The sequence below is a fragment of the Streptomyces termitum genome (genome assembly GCF_014650175.1).
Taxonomy (GTDB): domain Bacteria; phylum Actinomycetota; class Actinomycetes; order Streptomycetales; family Streptomycetaceae; genus Streptomyces; species Streptomyces termitum.
Genome location: NZ_BMUL01000010.1, coordinates 115409 through 135105, shown reverse-complemented (window position 1 = coordinate 135105; position 19697 = coordinate 115409). Strand labels below are relative to the sequence as shown.

The window sequence follows — 19697 nt, the reverse complement described above, 5'->3', positions numbered from 1 at the left end:
GGTGGAGATCCCCTCGTACGACGACATCCGGGCACTGCACCGGAAACACGCCCCCAGCGACGCCGCCTTCGCGCTCGTCTTCACCCACTGCGAGATCGTCGCGGACATCGCCGACCAGCTGATCTCCCGCTCGGGCGTAGACGTCGACCCGGACCTCGTCCGGGCCGGCTGCCTGCTGCACGACATCGGCGTCTACCGGCTGTACGACGCCGACGGCCGCCTCGACGGCTCCGCCTACATCACCCACGGCGTCCTCGGCCACGAACTCCTCGCCGCCGAGGGCCTGCCCGAGACCCTCTGCCGGTTCTGCTCCCACCACACCGGCGTCGGCGTCACCAAGGAGGACGTCCTCGCCCAGAACCTGCCGCTGCCGCCCGCCGACTACGTGCCGGCCACCCCGGAGGAGCGGATGGTCATGTACGCCGACAAGTTCCACAGCAAGAGCACCCCGCCGCGCTTCGTCACCCCCGACAGCTACGCCGCCCGCGTCGGCCGCTTCGGCGCCGACAAGACCGCCCTCTTCCAGTCCCTGCGCCGCCACTACGGCGACCCGGAACTCGCCGCCCTCGCCGCCGCCCACGGCCACGCCCTCACCTGAGCCGCCGCCCCGGCGGCGCCCTGCCCGGTTCCCGACCGCGCCCGGCGGGCCACTGTCAGTGCCGGCTGGCACGCTGGGGCCATGGACAGGCAGAGCGACAGTGCCCGGGGCAGGGGGAAGGACGGCGGCATGGGCGGGGACCGAGACGAGGAGCTGCTGAGGGGCCGGGTCTACGGCCAGGACCACGACGACCCGCACCCGGGACCGCGCCCCGGGCGCACCTACGCGGAGCTGGTCGGCGGCCCGCTCGACGGACTCCTGCTCGACGTCACCGACTGGACCGGCGAGGAGAGACGCGCCGGGGCCGTCCTGGAGACGGAGCTGAGCCGTTACGGCTCCGGGGGGAAGGCGGTGTACGGTCCCCGGGGCGGCGACCCGGCGCGCTTCGACTGGACCGGCGACACCCGCTGACCACGGCCCCGGGCGGGGGACCGGGCGGCGAAAAGGCGGGAGACCTCCCGCCATGTTCAAGGTATAGCGCAAGGGGGGCCTTGCGGCAAGGCCCCCCTCATGCCGCAGAATCGCACATCTACCCTCAGCCACCTGCGGAAACGAGAGTCATGCCTCTGCGCACCACCGGCCCCTTCGCGCTTCCCGACCGTCTCGCCGCCAAGGCCGCCCCGGCACTCGTCGCCGACGACGAGAAGCACTTCGCGGCCATCGCGGAGAGCCTCGAACAGGCCGTCGCCGAACTCTCCGACCGGCTCGACACCGTCCGCCGCGCGCCCGGCGGCGCGGGCCGCGAGGCGATGGAGCGCGACCTGGAGGTCCACCGCCTCGCCGGCCGGCTGCGCGCCCTGCGCCGCTTCGGCCTCGACCTGTGCCTCGGCCGGATCGTCTCCGCCGACGGCTCGGAACCCCTCTACATCGGCCGCCTCGGCCTCACCGACAGCGACGGCGAGCGGCTCCTCGTCGACTGGCGCTCACCCGCCGCCGAACCCTTCTTCGGCGCCACCCACGCCCACCCGATGGGCCTGGCCAGCCGCCGCCGCTACCGGTGGAACGGCGGCCGGATCACCGACTACTGGGACGAGGTCTTCACCGAGGGCGGCCTCGACGCCCACGCGGCCCTCGACGACCAGTCCGCCTTCATCGCCAGCCTCGGCACCCACCGCTCCGAGCGGATGCGCGACGTCCTCTCCACCATCCAGGCCGACCAGGACGCCATCGTCCGCGCGGGCTCGCGCGGCGCCCTCGTCGTCGACGGCGGCCCCGGCACCGGCAAGACCGTCGTCGCCCTCCACCGCGCCGCCTACCTGCTCTACTCCGACCCCCGCCTCGGCCACCGGCGCGGCGGCGTCCTCTTCGTCGGCCCCCACCAGCCGTACCTGAACTACGTCGCCGACGTGCTGCCCAGCCTCGGCGAGGAGGGCGTGCGCACCTGCACCGTCCGCGACCTCGTCCCCGAAGGGGCCGCCGCCCGGCCCGAGAAGGACCCGGAGGTCGCCCGGCTCAAGTCCTCCGGCGCCCTGGTCCGGGGCATCGAGAAGGCCGTCCGCTTCTACGAGGAGCCCCCGGCCGAGGAGACCCGCGTCACCACCGACTGGGGCCACCTGACCGTCACCCCCGACGACTGGGCGGAGGCATTCGACGCCCCCGGCCCCTCCACCCCGCACAACGAGGCCCGCGAACTGATCTGGGAGGAACTCGTCTCCCTCCTGCGCGAGCGGGTCGCCGACGACGTCCCGGACGTCCTCTTCGAGCGGGCCCTGCGGCACGACCGGGAACTCGTCGGCACCCTCGACCGGGCCTGGCCCATGCTGGAGCCCACCGACCTCGTCGGCGACCTGTGGACCGTCCCCGCCTACCTGCGGCTGTGCGCCCCCTGGCTCGACCGGGACGAGGTCCGCACCCTCCAGCGGGCCGACGCCCAGGCGTGGACCGAGTCCGACCTGCCCTTCCTCGACGCGGCCCGGCAGCGGCTCGGCGACCCCCGCTCCAGCGCCCGCAAGCGCCGGGAGAAGGCCACCCTCGCCGCCCGCAAGGAGCGGATGGCCGGCGTCATCGACAGCATCGTGCGCTCCGACGACGACGGCGAGGGCGCCGTCACCATGCTCCTCGGCAAGGACCTCCAGGACAGCCTCACCGACGACGCAGGCCTGCCGCCCGCCCCCACCGACCCGCTCGCCGGACCCTTCGCGCACATCGTCGTCGACGAGGCCCAGGAGCTCACCGACGCCGAATGGCAGATGCTGCTGCTCCGCTGCCCCTCCCGCAGCCTCACCGTCGTCGGCGACCGGGCCCAGGCCCGGGACGGCTTCACCGAGTCCTGGCGCGAGCGCCTGGAGCGGATCGGCCTCGACCGCATCGAGACCGCCTCCCTGAGCATCAACTACCGCACCCCCGAGGAGGTCATGGCCGAGGCCGCGCCCGTCATCCGCGCCGCCCTCCCGGACGCGAACGTGCCGACCTCGGTCCGCGCCTCCGGCATCCCCGTCCACCACGGCACCGCCGCCGAGCTCGACGCCCTCCTCGACGACTGGCTCGCGGACCACGCCGACGGCGTCGCCTGCGTCGTCGCCGCCGAGGGGCACCTGCCCGCGCTCGGCGACCGGCCCCGGGTCAGGGCGCTCACCCCGAGCCTCGCCAAGGGCCTGGAGTTCGACCTCGTCGTCCTCCTCGACCCGCAGGACTTCGGCACCGGCGTCGCGGGCGCGGTGGACCGCTACGTGGCGATGACCCGGGCCACCCGGCGGCTCGCCGTCCTCACCACCTCCTGAGGGGGGTTCACGGGGCGGCCGGCAGCCCGCCGCGCGCGATGACGTCCGCGTACCAGCGGGCGCTGTCCTTGGGGGTCCGCCGCTGGCTCGCGAAGTCGACGTGCACGATCCCGAACCGCTTGCTGTACCCGTAGGCCCACTCGAAGTTGTCCAGCAGCGACCACAGGAAGTAGCCCCGCACGTCCGCCCCGTCCTCGATCGCCCGCCGCACCGCCGCCAGGTGGCCGCGCAGGTACGCGACCCGCTCCGGGTCGCGCACCCGCCCGGACGGGTCGGCGTAGTCCTCGTACGCCGCCCCGTTCTCGGTGATCACCAGCGGGACGCCCGGCAGCTCGTCGCGCAGCCGGGCGAGGAGCTCGTACAGCCCGTCCGCGTCCACCGGCCAGTCCATCGCCGTCCGGGGGCCCGGCGCGGGCAGGAAGCGGACGTGCCGCTCCGCCCCCGCCCACGGCGACGGAGACTCCGAGGAGCCGGCCGCGACGACCGTGGGCGAGTAGTAGTTCAGGCCCAGCGAGTCGATCGGCGCCGCGACCGCCGCCAGGTCGCCGTCCCGGACGAACGACCAGTCGGTGACCCGGGCGGTGTCCCGCACCAGGTCCTCCGGCAGCCGGCCCCGGAAGACCGGGTCCAGGAAGATCCGGTTGGCGACGGCGTCGATCCGGCGCGCCGCGTCCCGGTCCTCCGCCGACTCCGTCAGCGCCCGCACCACGTGCAGGTTGAGCGTCAGCGACACCTCCGTCCCGGCGGGCAGCGCGGTCCGCAGCGCGTCCACCGCCAGGCCGTGCGCCAGGTTCAGGTGGTGGGCGGCGCGCAGCGCGTCCGCGTCGCTGGTGCGGCCCGGGGCGTGCACCCCGTTCCCGTAGCCGAGGAAGGCGGCGCACCAGGGCTCGTTCAGGGTCGTCCAGGTCGCGACCCGGTCCCCGAGCGCCTCGGCGGTGAGGCCCGCGTAGACGGCGAACCGCTCGGCGGTCTCCCGGCGCGGCCAGCCGCCCGCGTCCTCCAGCTCCTGCGGCAGGTCCCAGTGGTACAGCGTCGCCACCGGCCTGATGCCCGCCTCCCGCAGCTCGTCGCAGAGCCGCCGGTAGAAGTCCAGGCCCTTCTGGAGGGCCGGGCCGCGCCCGGTCGGCTGGACGCGCGGCCACGCCACCGAGAACCGGTAGTCCGTCACCCCCAGCTCGCGCATGAGGGCGACGTCCTCGCGCATCCGGTGGTAGTGGTCGGCGGCGATGTCGCCGGTGTCGCCGTTGCGGACCCGGCCCGGGGTCCGGCTGAAGGTGTCCCAGATGGACGGGGTCCGCCCGTCCTCCGAGGCCGCGCCCTCGATCTGGTAGGCGGCGGTGGCCGTGCCCCAGCGGAAGCCCGCCGGGAAGCGGAGGGTCGCGGCGTCGGCGGTGCGGACTTCGGCGCGGGTGTCGGCAGCGGTCATGGGGAGGCAACTCCAAAGGAGGGAGGGGAGGAGGGGGAGCGGGAGGAGGACGCGGGGGGCGGTCAGCCCTTGACGGCGCCCTGCATGATGCCGCCGACGATCTGACGGCCCAGCAGGCCGAAGACCAGCAGCACGGGCAGCGTGCCGAGCAGCGTGCCCGCCATGATCACCGACTGGTCGTGGACGTAGCCGCCGCCGAGCTGCCGCAGCGCGACCTGCACGGTCGGCTCCTGCGAGGAGAGGGCGACGATGGGCCAGAAGAAGTCGTTCCAGGCGGACATGAAGGTCAGCAGGCCGAGGACGGCCATGCCGGGGCGGGCGATCGGCACCACGATCGACCAGAAGATCCGGGCGGTCGACGCGCCGTCCACCCGGGCGGCCTCGATCAGCTCGTCGGGCAGCGACTGCACCAGGTACTGGCGCATGAAGAAGACGCCGAAGGCGGAGACCAGGCCGGGCAGGATCACCGACTGGAGCTGGTTCACCCACTGGAGTTCGGCGATCAGCATGAACAGCGGGATGACGCCGAGCTGCGGCGGGATCATCATCGTGCCGACCGTGACCGCGAGGAGCGCGCCCCGGCCCCGGAAGCGGAGCTTGGCGAAGGCGAAGCCGGCGAGGGTGCAGCAGAGCACGGTGCCGACGGTGATCGAACCGGACACGATCAGCGAGTTGAGGAGCGCCTTGCCGATGTCGGCCTCGTCGAGCACGGCCTGGAAGTTGTCGATCAGGTGCGGGCCGGGGACCAGGGTCGGCGGCACCTGCGCCAGGTCGGCGTTGGTGCGGCTGGCGGCGACGATCGTCCAGTAGAAGGGGAAGGCGGAGACGAGCACGGCCAGGACCAGGACGGCGTACGCGACCGGCCCGGCCCTCATGGTCCGCCCGGCCCCCGACCGGCGGCCCCGGCGGGCGGGCGCGCCCTGCGGCGCGGGGCGGGTGGCGGCGGGCGGGTCGGCGAGCGCGGTCATCGGCCGGCCTCCTTGCGGGAACGGCGGCGCGCGACCAGGGCGTTGGCCCCGACCAGCACCAGGATCAGCAGGAACATCACCCAGGCGATGGCGGCGGCCCGGCCCAGGTGGAAGAAGCCCCAGCCCTGCTCGTACAGGTACAGGCCGAGGGTCTGGTACTGGTGCGAGATGCCGCCCGACATGGAGCCCTCGAACAGCAGCGGCTCGCCGAACAGCTGGGTCGCGCCGATGGTCGAGACGACGACGGTGAAGAGGATCGTGGGCCGCAGCCCCGGCAGCGTCACGTGGAAGAACTGCCGCAGCCGGGAGGCGCCGTCCATCTCGGCGGCCTCGTACAGCTCGGACGGGATGGACTGCATCCCGGCCAGGTAGATCAGCGCGTTGTAGCCGGTCCAGCGCCAGACGACGATCGTGGAGACCGCGATCTGGGAGGCGAGGGTGTCCGACTGCCAGTCGACCGGGCCGACGCCGGCCAGGCCGAGGGCATAGTTGACGAGCCCGAAGTCGCGGCCGAAGAGCTGGGCGAAGACGAGGGTGGCGGCGGCGACCGAGGTGGCGTACGGCAGCAGCATCGCGGTCCGCAGGAAGGTCCGGCCGCGCAGCCGGTGGTTGAGCAGGTGTGCCAGGCCGAGCGCCATCACGAGCTGCGGCACGGTGGAGAGCAGGCCGATGGTGAAGGTGTTGCGCAGCGCGGTCCAGAAGAACTCGTCGCCGAGGAGCGCGGTGTAGTTCCCCAGGCCGCGCCACTCCATGGTGCCGGGGTCCTGGAGCTCGACCCGGTGCAGCGACACGTACGCCGTGTAGACCAGCGGGAAGAGGCCGAAGGCGGCGAAGAGGGAGAAGAACGGGGCGACGTACGCGTACGGGGAGAGGGCCCGCCACAGCCGCCGGACGGCCGGCGGACGCGGGGCGGGAACGGCTTTCGCCGGAGCGGCGAGGGACACGGGGCGGCCCTTCGGGGGTGGAGGACGGGGGAGGGACGGGGCGGGGGCTTCGGCCCGAGGGGCCGGACACCGGCCCGGTGGGGCGGGACGTCCGGCCCCACCGGGCCCGTGCCCGGGGCGGGCCCGGGGCTCCCCGAGGCCCGGGGAGCCCCGGGCCCGGAGCTTCGGGGAGCCCAGGTCCGGGCCGTGGAGGAATCCGGGCCCCGGGCGGGGTCCCGGGCGGGACCCCGGGGATCAGCCGAGGGTGTTGGCGACGCCCTTCTTCGCGTTCTCCCACGCCTTGTCGGGGGCGAGGCCCTTGCGTTCCACCTCGCTCAGCGCGTTGGTGATCTGCTGGCTGATGTTCTGGTCGTGCACGCCGAGGACCTGGACGGGCGCGGCCTTCGCCGCGTCGCCGAAGATCTTCCCGATGGGCGCGCCGTTGAAGTACGGGTCGGTGGTGCCGGCGACCTCGGCGATGGCGGCGGTGGCGGAGGGGAAGTTGCCCTGCGCGGTGAAGACCTTGGCCTGCTGCTCGGGGGCGGTGAGCCACGTGACCAGCTCGTACGCCTCCTTCTTGTGCTTGGCCGCGCGCGGCACCGCGAGGTAGGCGCCGCCCCAGTTCCCGGCGCCGCCGGGGAGCGGGGCGACGTCCCACTTGCCCTTGCCGGTCTCGCCCGCCTGGCCCTTGATGTAGCCGAGCATCCAGGCGGGGCAGGGGATGGTGGCGAAGGAGCCGGCCGCGAACGCCTGGTTCCACTGCGGCGACCACTGGTCGAGCTTGGCGCTGAGCCCGTCCCGGCTGGCCTCGACGGAGGCGTTCCAGGCGGCCTTCAGGGGCGGGTTGGTCTCCCAGATCAGGGCGCCGGAGGCGTCGTAGTAGCGCTCCTTCTCCTGCCCGATCATGATCGAGTAGAGGCTGCCGACGCTGTCGATCCAGGCGCTCTTGCCGGGTGCCTTGGCCTTGTACTGCCGGCCGAGGTCCAGGTAGCCGTCCCAGGTGGACCAGCGCTTGGCGAGTTCGGCGCGGTCGGTGGGGAGTCCGGCCTCCGCGAACAGGTCGGTGCGGTAGCACAGGGCCTCGGGGCCGACGTCGGTGCCGAGGGCGAGGACCTCGCCGTTCTTCCCGGCGGCGGCGGCCCACTTGGCCTCGGCGAACCGGTCCTTGAGGGAGTCGGCGCCGTACTTCCGCAGGTCCTCGAAGCGTTCGGCCTGCTGCTGGGTGACGGAGGCGATCCGGCCGACCTCGATGCCCTGGACGTCCGCGAGGCCGCCGCCCCCGGCGAGCCGGGTCTGGAGCGACTTCCAGTAGTCGGCCTCGTCCTGGGTGTCGCTCTGCTTGATGGTGACGTTCGGGTGGAGCTTCTCGTACTCGGCGTAGAGCCCGGCCTCCTTGTAACCGAAGGAGCCGAAGAGGTCGACGGTCAGGGTGACCTTGCCGCCCGCCCCGTCGGAGGCGGTGCCGGACGTGCCGGAGCCGCAGGCGGCGAGCAGTGACCCGGCGAGGGCGACCGCTCCGAGGCGGAGGACGGCCCGGGCGGCGGCTCGGGTGGTGGGCATGGGCGGGCTCCCTTGGCGTTCGGGGCTGAACGGGCTGGTCGGATCGATCGGGCTGGTCGGGTCGAGGAGACGGGGGCGGGTCCGGCGGTCCCGGGGCTGGTCCCGGAACTGTTCTCCGGACCGTTCCCAAGACCGCCCGGAACCGATTGAGAGCGCTCTCAAGAACGGTCTGGAGCGTGCCCCGGAGAGCCGCCCCCCGTCAAGACTCGAAGGCGTAACGGCTCGGAATCGGAGCCCGTTTACGACTTCGGCGGCCCAAGTCCCGAACCGGTCCGCTCTCTTGACGCCCAGGTTTCGGGAGTTTTACGTTCAGCACCGCTGAGAGCGCTCTCAACGCCTTGTACGGCAACCCCCACCCCCTCCTCCGAGCCAAGAGGTGCTGTCCGTGTCAGCTCCCCGCTCCCGACCGGCCGTCCTGCCGCTGGTCCTCGCCGCCGCCCTGGCCGCCGCCGGTCTCGTACCGGCCGCCGCCGGAGCCGCCTTCGCCGCCACCGTCCCCGTCGGCGCGGGCGGTTACTCCGACACCCGCCCCGCCGGGACCTCCGGCCCCACCACCGACACCGGCGCCCCGGTCACCCCCAAGGTGACCGCCGCCGCCCAGGGCCGGCCCGTCCCCACCAACGACTGGTGGTCCTCGCTCGCCTTCCAGCGCTACGGCGGCAACCCGTACTCGACCCCCATGTACGGCCATCCGCTCACCTACCAGGCCGTCGCCGGCGGCCTGGAGATCGGCTACCCCACCGCCCCGGCGATCGTCGGCGACGGCCGCCAGTACGAGTTCCCCCACAAGGCCGACCTGACCCTCGGCCTGACCGGCCTCAACTCGCCCGACGCCAGGGCCGACGACTGGTCCGACTGGACCGTCACCCCCGCCTGGTCCGACGGCGCCCGCACCCTGCGCACCACCATCGGCCACGGCCTGCCCTACGTGTACGCCAGGGGCACCGGCGGCGACGCCCGGATCACCGCCGCCGCCCCGCCCACCGTCTTCGCCGACCAGGGCAACGTCCTCGGCATCACCGTCGCCGGCCACCACTACGCCCTCTTCGCCCCCACCGGCACCGACTGGAACGTCTCCGGCAGCACCCTCACCGCCGGGCTCGGCGGCAAGGACTACTTCTCGGTCGCCGTCCTCCCCTCCGCCGACGCCCTCGCCACCTACCGCCGCTACGCCTACAGCTTCGTCACCGGCTCCCGCGTCGCCTGGTCGACGGCGGCCGGCCGGGTGAACGCCACGTACACCCTGACCACCGAGGCGAAGGAGGGCACCGAGACCGGCACCCTCCAGGCCCTCTACCGCCACCAGTGGCTCCACTCCACGGACCCCCTCACCCCGTACACCTACGTCTCCCCGCGCGGCACCATGAAGGTCCGCGAGGGCCGCTCCTTCACCACGAGCCGCGCCCAGGCCGCCGTCCTCCCCGGGCTGCCCGCGACCGGCGCCGTCGACCAGGCCCGGCTGCGCGGCTACCTGAACGAGGTGGTGAACGCCGCCGACCCGTTCTCCGGCGCCACCGACACCTACTGGACCGGCAAGGCCCTCGGCCGCCTCGCCCAGCTCGCGCCGCTCGCCGAGCAGCTCGGCGACACCGCGCTGCGCGACCGGATCGTCGGCCTGCTCAAGGGCCGGCTCCAGGAGTGGTTCACCGCGGGCGGCGCGAGCGAGTTCTCGTACGACCGCACCTGGAAGACCCTGACCGGCTACCCCGCCTCGTACGGCAGCGACACCGAGCTCAACGACCACCACTTCCACTACGGCTACTACGTGTACGCCGCCGCGATCGTCGCCCAGTACGACCGGGCGTGGGCCGCCGACTCCGCCTGGGGCGGCATGGTGAAGACCCTCGTCCGCGACGTCGCCAACCCCGGCCGCACCGACACCGCCTTCCCCTTCCTGCGCGGCTTCGACGTCTACGCCGGGCACAGCTGGGCCTCCGGCCACTCCGGCTTCGCGGCCGGCAACAACCAGGAGTCCTCCTCCGAGTCCACTAACCTGAGCGCCGCCCTCGTCCTGTGGGGCTCCGCGACCGGCGACGCCTCCCTGCGCGACCTCGGCGGCTACCTCCTGGCCACCGAGTCCGACGCCATCGGCCAGTACTGGTTCGACGCCGACCAGCAGGTCTTCCCCGGCTCCTTCGGCCACGACACCGTCGGCATGGTGTGGGGGAGCGGCGGCGCCTACTCCACCTGGTGGACGGCGAACCCCGAGGAGATCCACGGCATCAACACCCTCCCGGTGACCGCCGGGAACGCGCTGCACATGGGCTCCTATCCGGCCGCGATCCGGCGCAACCTGGCCGAGATGGAACGGGAGAACGGCGGCCCGGCCGTCGAATGGCGCGACATCCTCTGGGAGTTCGAGTCGCTCGCCGAACCGGCCCGTGCCAAGGCCCGCTTCGACGCCACCGGCGGGAACTACTCCCCCGAGGCCGGCGAGTCCCGCGCCCACACCTACCACTGGCTGACCACCCTGGACGCGCTCGGCGCCCCCGACGCCACCGTCACCGGATCGATCCCCACCTCGGCGGTCTTCCGCAAGGGCACCGAGCGGACCTACGCCGCCCACAACTACGGCCCCGACCCGGTCACCGTCACCTTCTCCGACGGCAAGTCCCTCACCGTGCCCGCCCGTTCCACCGCCACCGGCACGGGCACCGGCGCCGTCCCCTGCGGGCAGCCCGGCGGCCCCGCCTGCCCCGAGCCGGGCACCGGCGACACCTTCCGGCTCGCGGGCGGCGGCCTGCTGACCACCGCGACCGACACCGCCGCCGGCGGCGACACGATCGCCTCCGCCGACGGCGCCAACCACGACGGCAGCCCCTACCGGCCGCTCGTCTACGAGGCCCGGAACGTGACCGGCGCCCTCACCCCCGGCGCCGCCACCTCCTTCCGCCTCGCGGTGGACGCGGGCACCGCCGTCGGCCTCGGCCAGCAGGTCCGGATCAGCTACGACCTGACCGGCGACGGCACCTTCGAACGCACCGAGACCTACCACTACTTCGCCACCGACCCGGTCCCCGGCTGGGAGCGCTACGACCAGGCCCGGGGCCTGAAGTCCGCCACCGGCACCCTCGGCGACCTGCGCGGCGGCACGGTCCGCCTGGAGGTGTGGAGCGCCATCGGCAACGGCCCGGCCACGGTCAGGACCGGCTCGGCCGACTCGGTCCTGGTCATCCCCTACGACTGAGGAGGGACCGGTACCGGCCTCAGGCCGAGGCCCGGCGCACCAGCGTCGTCGGCGTGATCAGCGGGTCCGGGGCGGGCGCCCCGGACCCGCTGTCGTTCAGGATCCGCATGAGCAGCCGGACCATCAGCCGGCCCATGCCCTCGATGTCCTGGCGGACCGTCGTCAGCGGCGGGTCGGTCCGCTCGGCGATCGACGCCACGTCGTCGAAACCGACCACCGCCACGTCCTCGGGCACCCGCAGCCCCCGCTCCCGCAGCACCCGCAGGGCGCCCGAGGCCATCAGGTCGTTCGCCGCGAACACCCCGTCCACGTCCGGGCGCCGCTCCAGCAGCTCCGCCATCGCCCGCGCGCCGCTCTCCGCCGTGAAGTCGCCCTGGCACAGCAGCGCCGGATCCGGGTCGCCCAGCACGTCCCGGTAACCGTCGGCGCGGTCCGCCGCCGAGGTCTGGTCACGCGGCCCGGCGAGGTGCGCGACGGTCCGGCAGCCCCGGCCGACCAGCAGCCGCACCGCCTCGCGCGCCCCGCCCCGGTTGTCGCAGTCCACGTACGGCAGATCGGGGCCGAGCCCGTCCGTCGGGCGCCCGCCGAGCACCGTCGGGACCTTCGCCCGGCGCAGCACCGCCGCCAGTTCGTCCTCGTCGTGCAGCGAGAAGGCGAGCGCGCCGTCCACGTGGCCGCCGCCGAGATAGCGCGCGATCCGGTCGTGGTCGCCGGTGTCCTCCACCCAGAGCAGCACCAACTGCGAGTCGTGGGCGGTCAGTTCTCGGCTGATGCCGCGCACCTGCTCCTGGAAGAAGGGGTCGGAGAAGATCCGGAACTCCGGCTCCGCGATGACCACGGCCACCGCGTCGTTGCGCCGGGTCACCAGGGTGCGGGCCGCGAGGTTCGGCACGTAGCCGAGCTCCTCGACGGCCCGGCGCACCTTGTCGACCAGCGGGGGGGCGCACCCCGGCACCGCCGTTGACCACCCGGGAGGCCGTCGCCCGCGACACTCCGGCGAGGGCCGCGACGGCCTCCAGGGTCGGGCGGGTCCCCGCCGTCTGCTCGGCCACGTGGGCCCCCTTCATCTGCTCCGGTCCGGGCTCAGGATATCCGGCCGGGCCGGGGGCTTGAGAGCGCTCTCGGGAGGCCCGCCGGACCGGCCGCCGCAGGGGCCGGTCCGGGCGCGGGGCCGATCGGGGGGCAGCTCGGAGGCCGTACCGGTGCGGAGGCGGTGTCAGTTCGGTGCCGGGGCGAAGGAGACGACGCGGGGCTGGTGCAGGACGTCGTCGCCGGAGACGGACGAGGGGGCCAGGAGCAGCCGCCCGTCGGCGTACAGGATCCGGCCCGCCATCGTGCCGTACTCGACCGCCGCCGAGGCGGCCGGGAGGCGCAGCAGGTCCTTCTTCGTGCCCGCGGCGCCGCTCGGGTCGAGGCGGAAGAGGCGGCCCGGGGAGCTCGGCGTCGCCGACTCGTAGGCGACGAGCGCCTTCGGGGACTCGGCGTGCACCGGGTAGAGGCGCCGTCCGCCGTCCGCCTTGACCCCCTGGACGAGCTTCCCGGTCGTGAGGTCGTACGAGCCGACCCGGTCCGTCCCGCCGAGGTGCACCTGCCCGTGCGCGACGAAGGCGCCGGGGCAGGGCTGGAGGTCGGCGTCGATCCCGGCGTCGGCGCAGTGCGTGAAGCCCTTGGGCCGCGCGTCGATGGTGCGGCGCACCTCGCCCCGGGGGCCGAGGGCGACGATCCGCCAGTCGTCGGCGAGCCGGTCGACGTCGAGGAGCGTGTACACCACCGGGTCGACCGAGATCACCCGCTCGATCTTCCTGCCCGGCTCCGTGCGGTGGCGCCAGCGCACCGCGCCGGTGCGCGGGTCGAGTTCGCGGAGCTGGTGGGAGGTCTTCCGGCGGTCGACGTCGAGTCCGCAGGTGGCGGAGACCAGTAGCCGGGCGCCGCCGGCCACCTTGTCGGGGTGGCAGCGGCCCGGTTCCTCGGTGGGGATGCCGAAGAGGCGGGAGCCGTCGGAGACGCGGTACGCGGTGGCCACCATGGACTGCACGACGGCGAGGGTGTCGCCGCTGATGGCGACATGGGTGAGGAAGGTGTCGTCCCGGGTGCCGGTCTGCCGCAGTTCCTTGCTCCAGCCCGGCTTCCCGTTTTTGAGGTCGACCATCAGGAGCCGGTCGCACTTCGCCCCGCGCTCCGCGTCGCTGCTGCGGAGCACGAGGACGATCCGGCCGTCCGGGGCCGGGTTCACCGGCGCCTCGCAGACCGGGGTGGGCAGCGGCAGGTTCCACGCCTCGGTGCCGTCCTCGACGCGGTAGGCGGTGAGTTCGCGGTACAGGGCCTGGACGACGGTGCCGCCGACGAGCCAGGGGGTGTGGACGGGGATGGTCCGGCGCGGCAGGTCGGTCGTGTCGTCGGCGATCCACACGGCGGCCTCGCCCGGACGGCGGGCGTCGGCCAGTTCCTCGGCGCCGGGCACGCGGACCGGGGTGGGGGAGCGGACGGCGGGCGGGCCGGGCGCCGGTGTGGTCGCGGACGTCCCGGGGGCCGGGGTGCCGGGCGGTGCGGCGGCCGGCGGCCGGTCGTGCCCGCGCAGGTACCACCCGGTGCCGGAGACGGCCGCGACCAGCAGGGCGAGTCCGAGCGCGAGGAGCGTCCACCGGTGGTCGCGCCGCCGGCGCGGGGGCTTCGGCGCGGAGCCCGGTGGATACCAGGACGGTGGCGTGTACGACATCGGAGGTCCCCCCGTGGGCCATCAGCGATTCAGAACGAGTTTCTAGAACGGGATTCTGTTCTGCGCGCAGCATAGCGACGGCGGCCCGCCCCCCGGCGCCCGCCCGGCCGGGCGGCGCGGTCAGGCGTCCGGGGCGCTCGGGGCGTCCAGGGAGTCCAGGTCGAGCCGCCAGTCGTGGGAGCGCTGCCAGGTGCCCTTGGGATACTCGAAGGAGACCTCGCCGACCAGGTCGAACCCGGCCCTGCGGCACACCGCGTTCGACGCGGCGTGGTCCACGTGGGGGAACGCGTGCAGACGGCGCCGCGTGCCGCGCGCCGCCGCCCGGACCGCGGCCAGCCGCAGGGCCCCGGCCGCGTATCCGTGGCCGCCGAACTCCGGGAGGATCCCGTACCCCGTCTCGTACACCTCCTCGCCGTTCCACTCCCGCTCCCAGTACCCGACCGAACCGATCGCCGTCCCGCCGAGGCGGACGAGCAGCATCTCGCCGCCGGTGAGCCGCAGATAGCGTTCGTGGCGGTCGGCGACCGCCCGCTCGGTCTCGGGGCCGCCGAGGTGCGCGGTCATCTCGGGGGTGTTCTGGCGGCGCAGGACCGGCAGGCCCGCCGCGGACCAGGGTTCGAGGTGGAGGGAGTTCATGGCGCGGAGGGTACGCCCCGCCACCGACAGGGCAGCTCGCGCGGACGGCCGCCGGGCCGGGCGGGTCAGCCGGGGCGCGCCGTTCACCCGTGGCGGTGGTCCCGTCCCGTACCGGCGCCCCGGCCGCGTCCGGGTGCGGCAGCGTGGCGGTCATGAACGTCCGCCGCACCGCGCTCCCGCTGCTCGCCGTCCTCCTGACCGGCGGCTGCGTGACCCTCCCGCAGGGGGCCGGGCCGCCCGCCCCGACCGGGCCGGCGCCCCGGCCGCCCGCCCTCGCCCCCGCCGACCAGCGGCCCCCGTCCGCCCTGCCGACCCGCCCCGCCCCCGCGAAGCCCCGGGAGGAACTGGCCCGCACCGAACCGGAGCGGGGGAATCCCGCGCCCGTACGGGCTCCGAAGGCACCGGCCGGGCGGGCCGCGGGCGCCGGGACCGGACGCGCCCCGGCACCCCCGGCCCCGCGCGGGCCGACCGCCCGGAAACCGGCCGCGCCCCGCGCACAGCCCCGCGTCCGGCCGCCCGCGCCCCGGACGGCCGGACAGGTCCCCGAGATGCGCCGCCTGTGCGGCGAGGCGGTCCGCGTCGGAGCGCCGATGGGCGCGGCCGAACTCTGCCGGGAGATGTACGGACGCTGACGGCGGGGCCGCGCGGGGCGGGGCGGCCACGGGCCCGGCGGCCCGCACCCGGGAGTGACGCGCCCGCGCGGGGGTCAGGCGGCGGGTGCCGGGTGCGGGCGGAGGACCATCAGGGAGTCCTCCCGGGCCGCCACCATGGCGAAGGGGAACCGGTCGAGTTCGAGGCAGAGCGCCACGTCGTCCGGGTGCGAGCCCTCCCGTACGCCCTCCCGCAGCTCGGCGGCGGCGCGCGACGCGCCGGCCCGGCGCAGGAACCCGGCCGGATCGGCCTCCTCCCCGGCTGCCCGCCGCGCGATGTACCGCGCGCACGCCAGGTCCTCCTCGGCCCGCCCCTCCTCGCCGGTCACCACGAAGGTCACCCGCTGCTCCCCGAGGTCCCGCAGGAACCGGGCGGTCGCCTCCGCCACCACGAAGCCGGCGCACAGCACCGTCGACGCCCCCGCGACCGCGAGGGCGCCGACCGTCCCCGCCGTCGTCTTCTGCACGACGGTCCGCCCGGCGAGGTCGGCGGAGCGCAGCAGGGCGGGCGAGTTGACCGCGTCGAAACCGGCCGCCGGAGCACCGTCCTTGAGCGCCAGCCACTCCGGGTGGCGCGCCTTCAGCGCCAGGGCCCCGTCGAGCGAGGGGGCGAGGACGACCTTCTCCGCGCCCCGGCCGAAGAGCCACGCGGCGACGGTGAAGGCGCGCATCACGTCCACCACGACGGCGGTGGAGGGGGTGTCGGTCAGCTCGGCGATGCCGAGGAAGCGAGCGTCCATCCGGTCATGATCGCGCCCGGGAGCGCCCGGGGGAACCCGTCCGGTGACGGGCGTCACCCTACGGGAACCAGGGAGTGTGAGCCACGTCACTGATTCCGGGTTTCCCCTTTGCGTTATCCCCGTCCCCGGCGGAGGCTCTCCCAGGCGCAAGGAGTTCCGGCGACGGGACAACGGGCGAGAACGAGGACGGACAGCATGCAGCGGACCACGGACACCGACCAGACCGCGGAGTGGATACGAGCGGCCCAGTACGGCGACCCCTGGGCGTGCGACCGGCTCCTCGCCGCCCACCGGCCGCTCGTCCAGGGCCTCCTCCAGCGCGTTCTTGTCGGCCGCGCCGCCGACGCGGCCACGGCCGACACCCTGCGCCGCGCGCACGCCTCGCTCCACACGCTCCCCTCCCCGGAGTCCTTCCGCCCCTGGCTCGTCGCCCTCGCCGTCGACGCGGCCCTCGGCCGCGCCGCCGCCGACCCCGGCGCGGCCGCCGGCTGGCTCGACGTCCAGGACGCGCTGCTGGCCGCCCTCGGCGCACTGGAGGAGGAGGGCCGGCTCCTGCGGTACGAGACGGCCGCCGCGCTGCGCTGGTCGCCCGAGGACACCGCCCTGGCCGTCGGGACCGCCCGCGACCGGCTCGCCGCCGCCCGGTCGGTGGCCGGCGCGCTCGCCCACCCCCGGCGCTGCCCCGGGCTGCACGCGCTCACCGGCGGCTGGGACGGCCGCCCCGCCCCGGCCTGGCGCGACCACCTCGCCGCGCACACCACCGCCTGCGGCCCCTGCGCCACGGGCGTCCACGCGCCCGCCCCCGGCTTCGCCCCCGCGGCCCCTCACGCCGCCCCGTACCCGACCGCCGGAGCCGTACAGGAGCAGGCGCACCCCCTGTATCCCGTCGCCGGAGCCGTACGGGAGCCGGTCCACGCCCCGTACCCCGTCGCCGAAGCCGTACAGGAGCAGGCGCACGCCCCGTACCCCGCCGCCGGAGCCGTACGGGAGCAAGCGTCCGACGCGTACGGCCCCGGGGATGCGTACGACCTCGGGGACGCCTACGACCTCGGGGGGCCCGAAGCGGTCGGGGCGGGTGTCGAGCCGGTCGCCGTGCGGGGCGGCGGGCGGCGCGGCAACCGGGCCGACCTCCGGCGCCGCCGCCAGGAGCGGGACCGGAGCAAGCGGCGCGCCGCCGTCGCGGCCGGCATCGCCGTGGTCGCGGTGACCGGCGGCGTCTTCGCGCTCCAGCCCGGACGCGGCGAGGAGGAGCTCCTGGAGGCGAACGGGGCCGCCGTCCCCGCCGCCCCCGACCTCCCGCTCAGCCACTCCCCGGACGGCCGTACCGGCGGCCCCGCCACCGCCTCCGCGCCGCCCACCGCCCCGGCGTCCGCGCCGGGCGCGAAGGCCGGCAAGGCAGCCAAGCCCTCGCCCACCACGGCGACCCCCACCCCCGCGCCCACCACCGCGTCTCCCGCCCCCGCGCCGAAGAAGACCGCCGCCCCCACCGCCGCCCCCCGGCCCACCCGCACCGCCGAGGCGCCGTCCAAGGGCACCGGCGCGGGCACCGGCAGCCGGCGCGCCACCGGCGACAGCTCGGCGGCGGACCAGGTGATCGCCCTCGTCAACGCCGAACGCGCCAAGGCGGGCTGCGGCCCGCTCACCGCCAACGCCACCCTCACCCGCGCCGCCCAGGGCCACTCCGACGACATGGCCGCCCGGGACTTCTTCGACCACACCGACCCGGACGGCGACGGCCCGGGGGAGCGGGTCACGGCCGCCGGGTACCCCTGGACCACCTACGGCGAGAACATCGCCAGGGGCCAGACCACCCCCGAGCAGGTCATGGAGGGCTGGATGAACAGCCAGGGCCACCGCGAGAACATCCTCAACTGCTCCTTCAAGGAGATCGGCGTCGGCGTCCAGAAGGACGGCGGCCCCTACTGGACGCAGGTCTTCGGCGCCCGCTGACCCGGACGGGGCACGAAGACGCGGCGCCGCATCCGGACGGCCGGGTCCGGCGGAAGGAAGGGGTGTGCGGGGCGGTACGCGGCCCCGCGCACGCCGCCCCTCCTCCCGCCCGGAAGCGAACCGCCACCGTGACCGACACCGCCCCCTCCCCGGCCTTCCCGCGCATCGCCGTCGTCCTCTTCACCGCCGACCTCCGGGTGCACGACCACCCGCCGCTGCGCGCGGCCCACGACTCCGCCGACGCCGTCGTCCCGCTGTTCGTGCGGGACCCGGCCGTCGACCGGGCCGGGTTCGCCGCGCCCAACCGGCTCGCCTTCCTCGCCGACTGCCTGGCCGACCTCGACCGCTCGCTGCGGGAGCGCGGCGGCCGGCTCGTCATGCGGAGCGGGGACACGGTGGCCGAGGTGTGCCGGATCGCCCGGCAGACCGGCGCGGACGAGGTGCACGTCTCGGCCGGGCCCACCGCCTTCGCCCGCGCCCGCGAGCTGCGGCTGCGCCGGGCCCTGGAGGCGGACGGCCGCCGGCTGTACGCGCACGACGGCGTCGGGTCCGTCGTGCCGCCCGGCGAGGTGGCGCCGCAGGGGTCCGGCCACTACGCCGTCTTCACCCCGTACTTCCGCCGCTGGGCCGACCGGCCCGCGCGGACCCCGCTGGCCGCCCCGCGCGCCCTGCGGGTCCCGCCGGAGCCGCGCTCCGACCCGCTGCCGTCGCGGGCCGGCGTGCCCGGGGTGTCGGCGGGACTGGCCGCCGGCGGCGAGACGGAGGCGCGGCGGCGGCTGCGGTCCTGGCTGTCCCGGTCCCTCGACGCCTACGAGGAGCGCCACGACGTGCTCGACGACCGGGCGGGCCACGGCACCTCCCGGCTCTCCCCGTACCTCCACTTCGGGGCGCTCTCCCCGGTGGAGGCCGTGCACCGGGCCCGGGCGCGCGGCGGCGCGGGCGCCGAGGCGTTCGTCCGCCAGCTGTGCTGGCGCGACTTCCACCAGCAGGTCCTCGCCGCCCGCCCCGACGCGGCCCGCGCCGACTACCGGCCCGGCCGGGGGGTGTGGCGCAGCGGCCGGGAGGCGGAGCGGGACCTGCGGGCCTGGCGCGCGGGCCGGACCGGCTATCCGCTGGTCGACGCGGGCATGCGGCAGCTCGCCCACGAGGGGTGGATGCACAACCGGGCCCGGCTCGTCACCGCCTCCTTCCTCACCAAGACGCTCCTGCTGGACTGGCGCGACGGGGCCCGGCACTTCCTGGACCTGCTGGCCGACGGCGACGTGGCCAACAACCAGCTCAACTGGCAGTGGGTCGCCGGCACCGGCACGGACACCCGCCCGAACCGGGTCCTCAACCCCGTCCGGCAGGCCCAGAGGTACGACCCCGACGGGGCGTACGCGCGCCGCTGGCTCCCCGAACTGGCCGGGCTCGCCGCCCCCGCCGTCCACGAGCCGTGGCGGCTCACCGGGCTCGACCGGGCCGCGTACGACTACCCGGACCCGCTGGTCCCCCTCGCCGACGGCCTCGCCCGCTTCCGCGCGGCGCACGACGCCGCCTGACCCGCCCGGCCCCTCCGGCACCCGGCCGGTGCGGGAACGGTGCGGGAACGGGGCACGGCGGAGCGGCGGGGACCCGGCGGGG

Annotated in this window: 14 protein-coding genes and 1 pseudogene; 7 read left to right on the top strand and 8 right to left on the bottom strand. The window is 75.4% G+C overall.

Going from position 1 to position 19697, the window contains the following annotated elements; translation table 11 throughout:
* Position 1: 1 nt before the first annotated feature.
* The 3 genes from IE219_RS20065 to helR all read left to right on the top strand — a co-directional run bounded on the left by IE219_RS20065 (position 2) and on the right by helR (position 3318).
* Positions 2-598 (top strand): HD domain-containing protein, encoded by a 597-nt coding sequence (locus IE219_RS20065; RefSeq protein WP_189979368.1) that lies wholly within the window; start codon positions 2-4, stop codon positions 596-598.
* Between the two features lie 129 nt (positions 599-727).
* Positions 728-1009: a hypothetical protein gene (locus IE219_RS20060; RefSeq protein WP_189979661.1), complete on the top strand. Its 282-nt coding sequence runs from the start codon at positions 728-730 to the stop codon at positions 1007-1009.
* Between the two features lie 149 nt (positions 1010-1158).
* Positions 1159-3318 carry an RNA polymerase recycling motor ATPase HelR gene (gene helR / locus IE219_RS20055; RefSeq protein ID WP_189979367.1) on the top strand — a complete coding sequence of 720 codons (2160 nt, stop codon included), beginning with the start codon at positions 1159-1161 and terminating at the stop codon, positions 3316-3318.
* A 7-nt stretch (positions 3319-3325) separates the two neighbouring features.
* Here the strand turns inward: helR and IE219_RS20050 are convergent, their stop codons facing one another.
* The 4 genes from IE219_RS20050 to IE219_RS20035 form a co-directional block, all read right to left on the bottom strand.
* Positions 3326-4744, bottom strand: coding sequence for a GH1 family beta-glucosidase (locus IE219_RS20050; RefSeq protein ID WP_189979366.1), 1419 nt, complete (start codon positions 4742-4744; stop codon positions 3326-3328).
* Positions 4745-4806: 62 nt separating this feature from the next.
* Complete coding sequence (locus tag IE219_RS20045) at positions 4807-5712, bottom strand: carbohydrate ABC transporter permease (RefSeq protein WP_189979365.1); 906 nt, start codon at positions 5710-5712, stop codon at positions 4807-4809.
* Positions 5709-6656: a carbohydrate ABC transporter permease gene (locus IE219_RS20040; protein WP_189979364.1), complete on the bottom strand. Its 948-nt coding sequence runs from the start codon at positions 6654-6656 to the stop codon at positions 5709-5711. The genes IE219_RS20045 and IE219_RS20040 overlap by 4 nt, the downstream gene beginning before the upstream one ends.
* Positions 6657-6890: 234 nt before the next feature.
* Complete coding sequence (locus IE219_RS20035) at positions 6891-8195, bottom strand: ABC transporter substrate-binding protein (RefSeq protein ID WP_189979363.1); 1305 nt, start codon at positions 8193-8195, stop codon at positions 6891-6893.
* Positions 8196-8580: 385 nt separating this feature from the next.
* On the opposite strand from IE219_RS20035, the gene IE219_RS20030 reads away from it, so the two are divergent.
* On the top strand, positions 8581-11382 hold the full coding sequence (locus IE219_RS20030) for a glycosyl hydrolase (protein WP_189979362.1): 2802 nt from the start codon (positions 8581-8583) through the stop codon (positions 11380-11382).
* Positions 11383-11401: 19 nt separating this feature from the next.
* Here the strand turns inward: IE219_RS20030 and IE219_RS20025 are convergent.
* The 3 genes and pseudogenes from IE219_RS20025 to IE219_RS20015 all read right to left on the bottom strand — a co-directional run bounded on the left by IE219_RS20025 (position 11402) and on the right by IE219_RS20015 (position 14734).
* A pseudogene (locus IE219_RS20025) lies at positions 11402-12449 on the bottom strand (LacI family DNA-binding transcriptional regulator).
* Between the two features lie 149 nt (positions 12450-12598).
* Positions 12599-14098, bottom strand: coding sequence for an outer membrane protein assembly factor BamB family protein (locus IE219_RS20020; protein ID WP_229849882.1), 1500 nt, complete (start codon positions 14096-14098; stop codon positions 12599-12601).
* 120 nt (positions 14099-14218) lie between these two features.
* A complete protein-coding gene (locus IE219_RS20015) occupies positions 14219-14734 on the bottom strand; it encodes a GNAT family N-acetyltransferase (protein WP_189979360.1) in 516 nt (171 codons plus the stop codon).
* Positions 14735-14886: 152 nt separating this feature from the next.
* Between IE219_RS20015 and IE219_RS20010 the strand changes: the two genes are divergently transcribed.
* The gene (locus IE219_RS20010) at positions 14887-15366 is read left to right on the top strand and encodes a hypothetical protein (protein WP_189979357.1); all 480 of its coding nucleotides are present in this window, start codon (positions 14887-14889) and stop codon (positions 15364-15366) included.
* A 74-nt stretch (positions 15367-15440) separates the two neighbouring features.
* Here IE219_RS20010 and IE219_RS20005 read toward each other — a convergent pair whose 3' ends face one another.
* A complete protein-coding gene (locus IE219_RS20005) occupies positions 15441-16124 on the bottom strand; it encodes a 2-phosphosulfolactate phosphatase (RefSeq protein ID WP_189979355.1) in 684 nt (227 codons plus the stop codon).
* Between the two features lie 195 nt (positions 16125-16319).
* Here IE219_RS20005 and IE219_RS32300 point away from each other — a divergent pair, with 195 nt between their 5' ends.
* A complete protein-coding gene (locus IE219_RS32300; RefSeq protein WP_189979353.1) occupies positions 16320-18074 on the top strand; it encodes a CAP domain-containing protein in 1755 nt (584 codons plus the stop codon).
* 128 nt (positions 18075-18202) lie between these two features.
* Complete coding sequence (locus IE219_RS19995; protein ID WP_229849881.1) at positions 18203-19615, top strand: cryptochrome/photolyase family protein; 1413 nt, start codon at positions 18203-18205, stop codon at positions 19613-19615.
* Positions 19616-19697 lie beyond the last annotated feature (82 nt).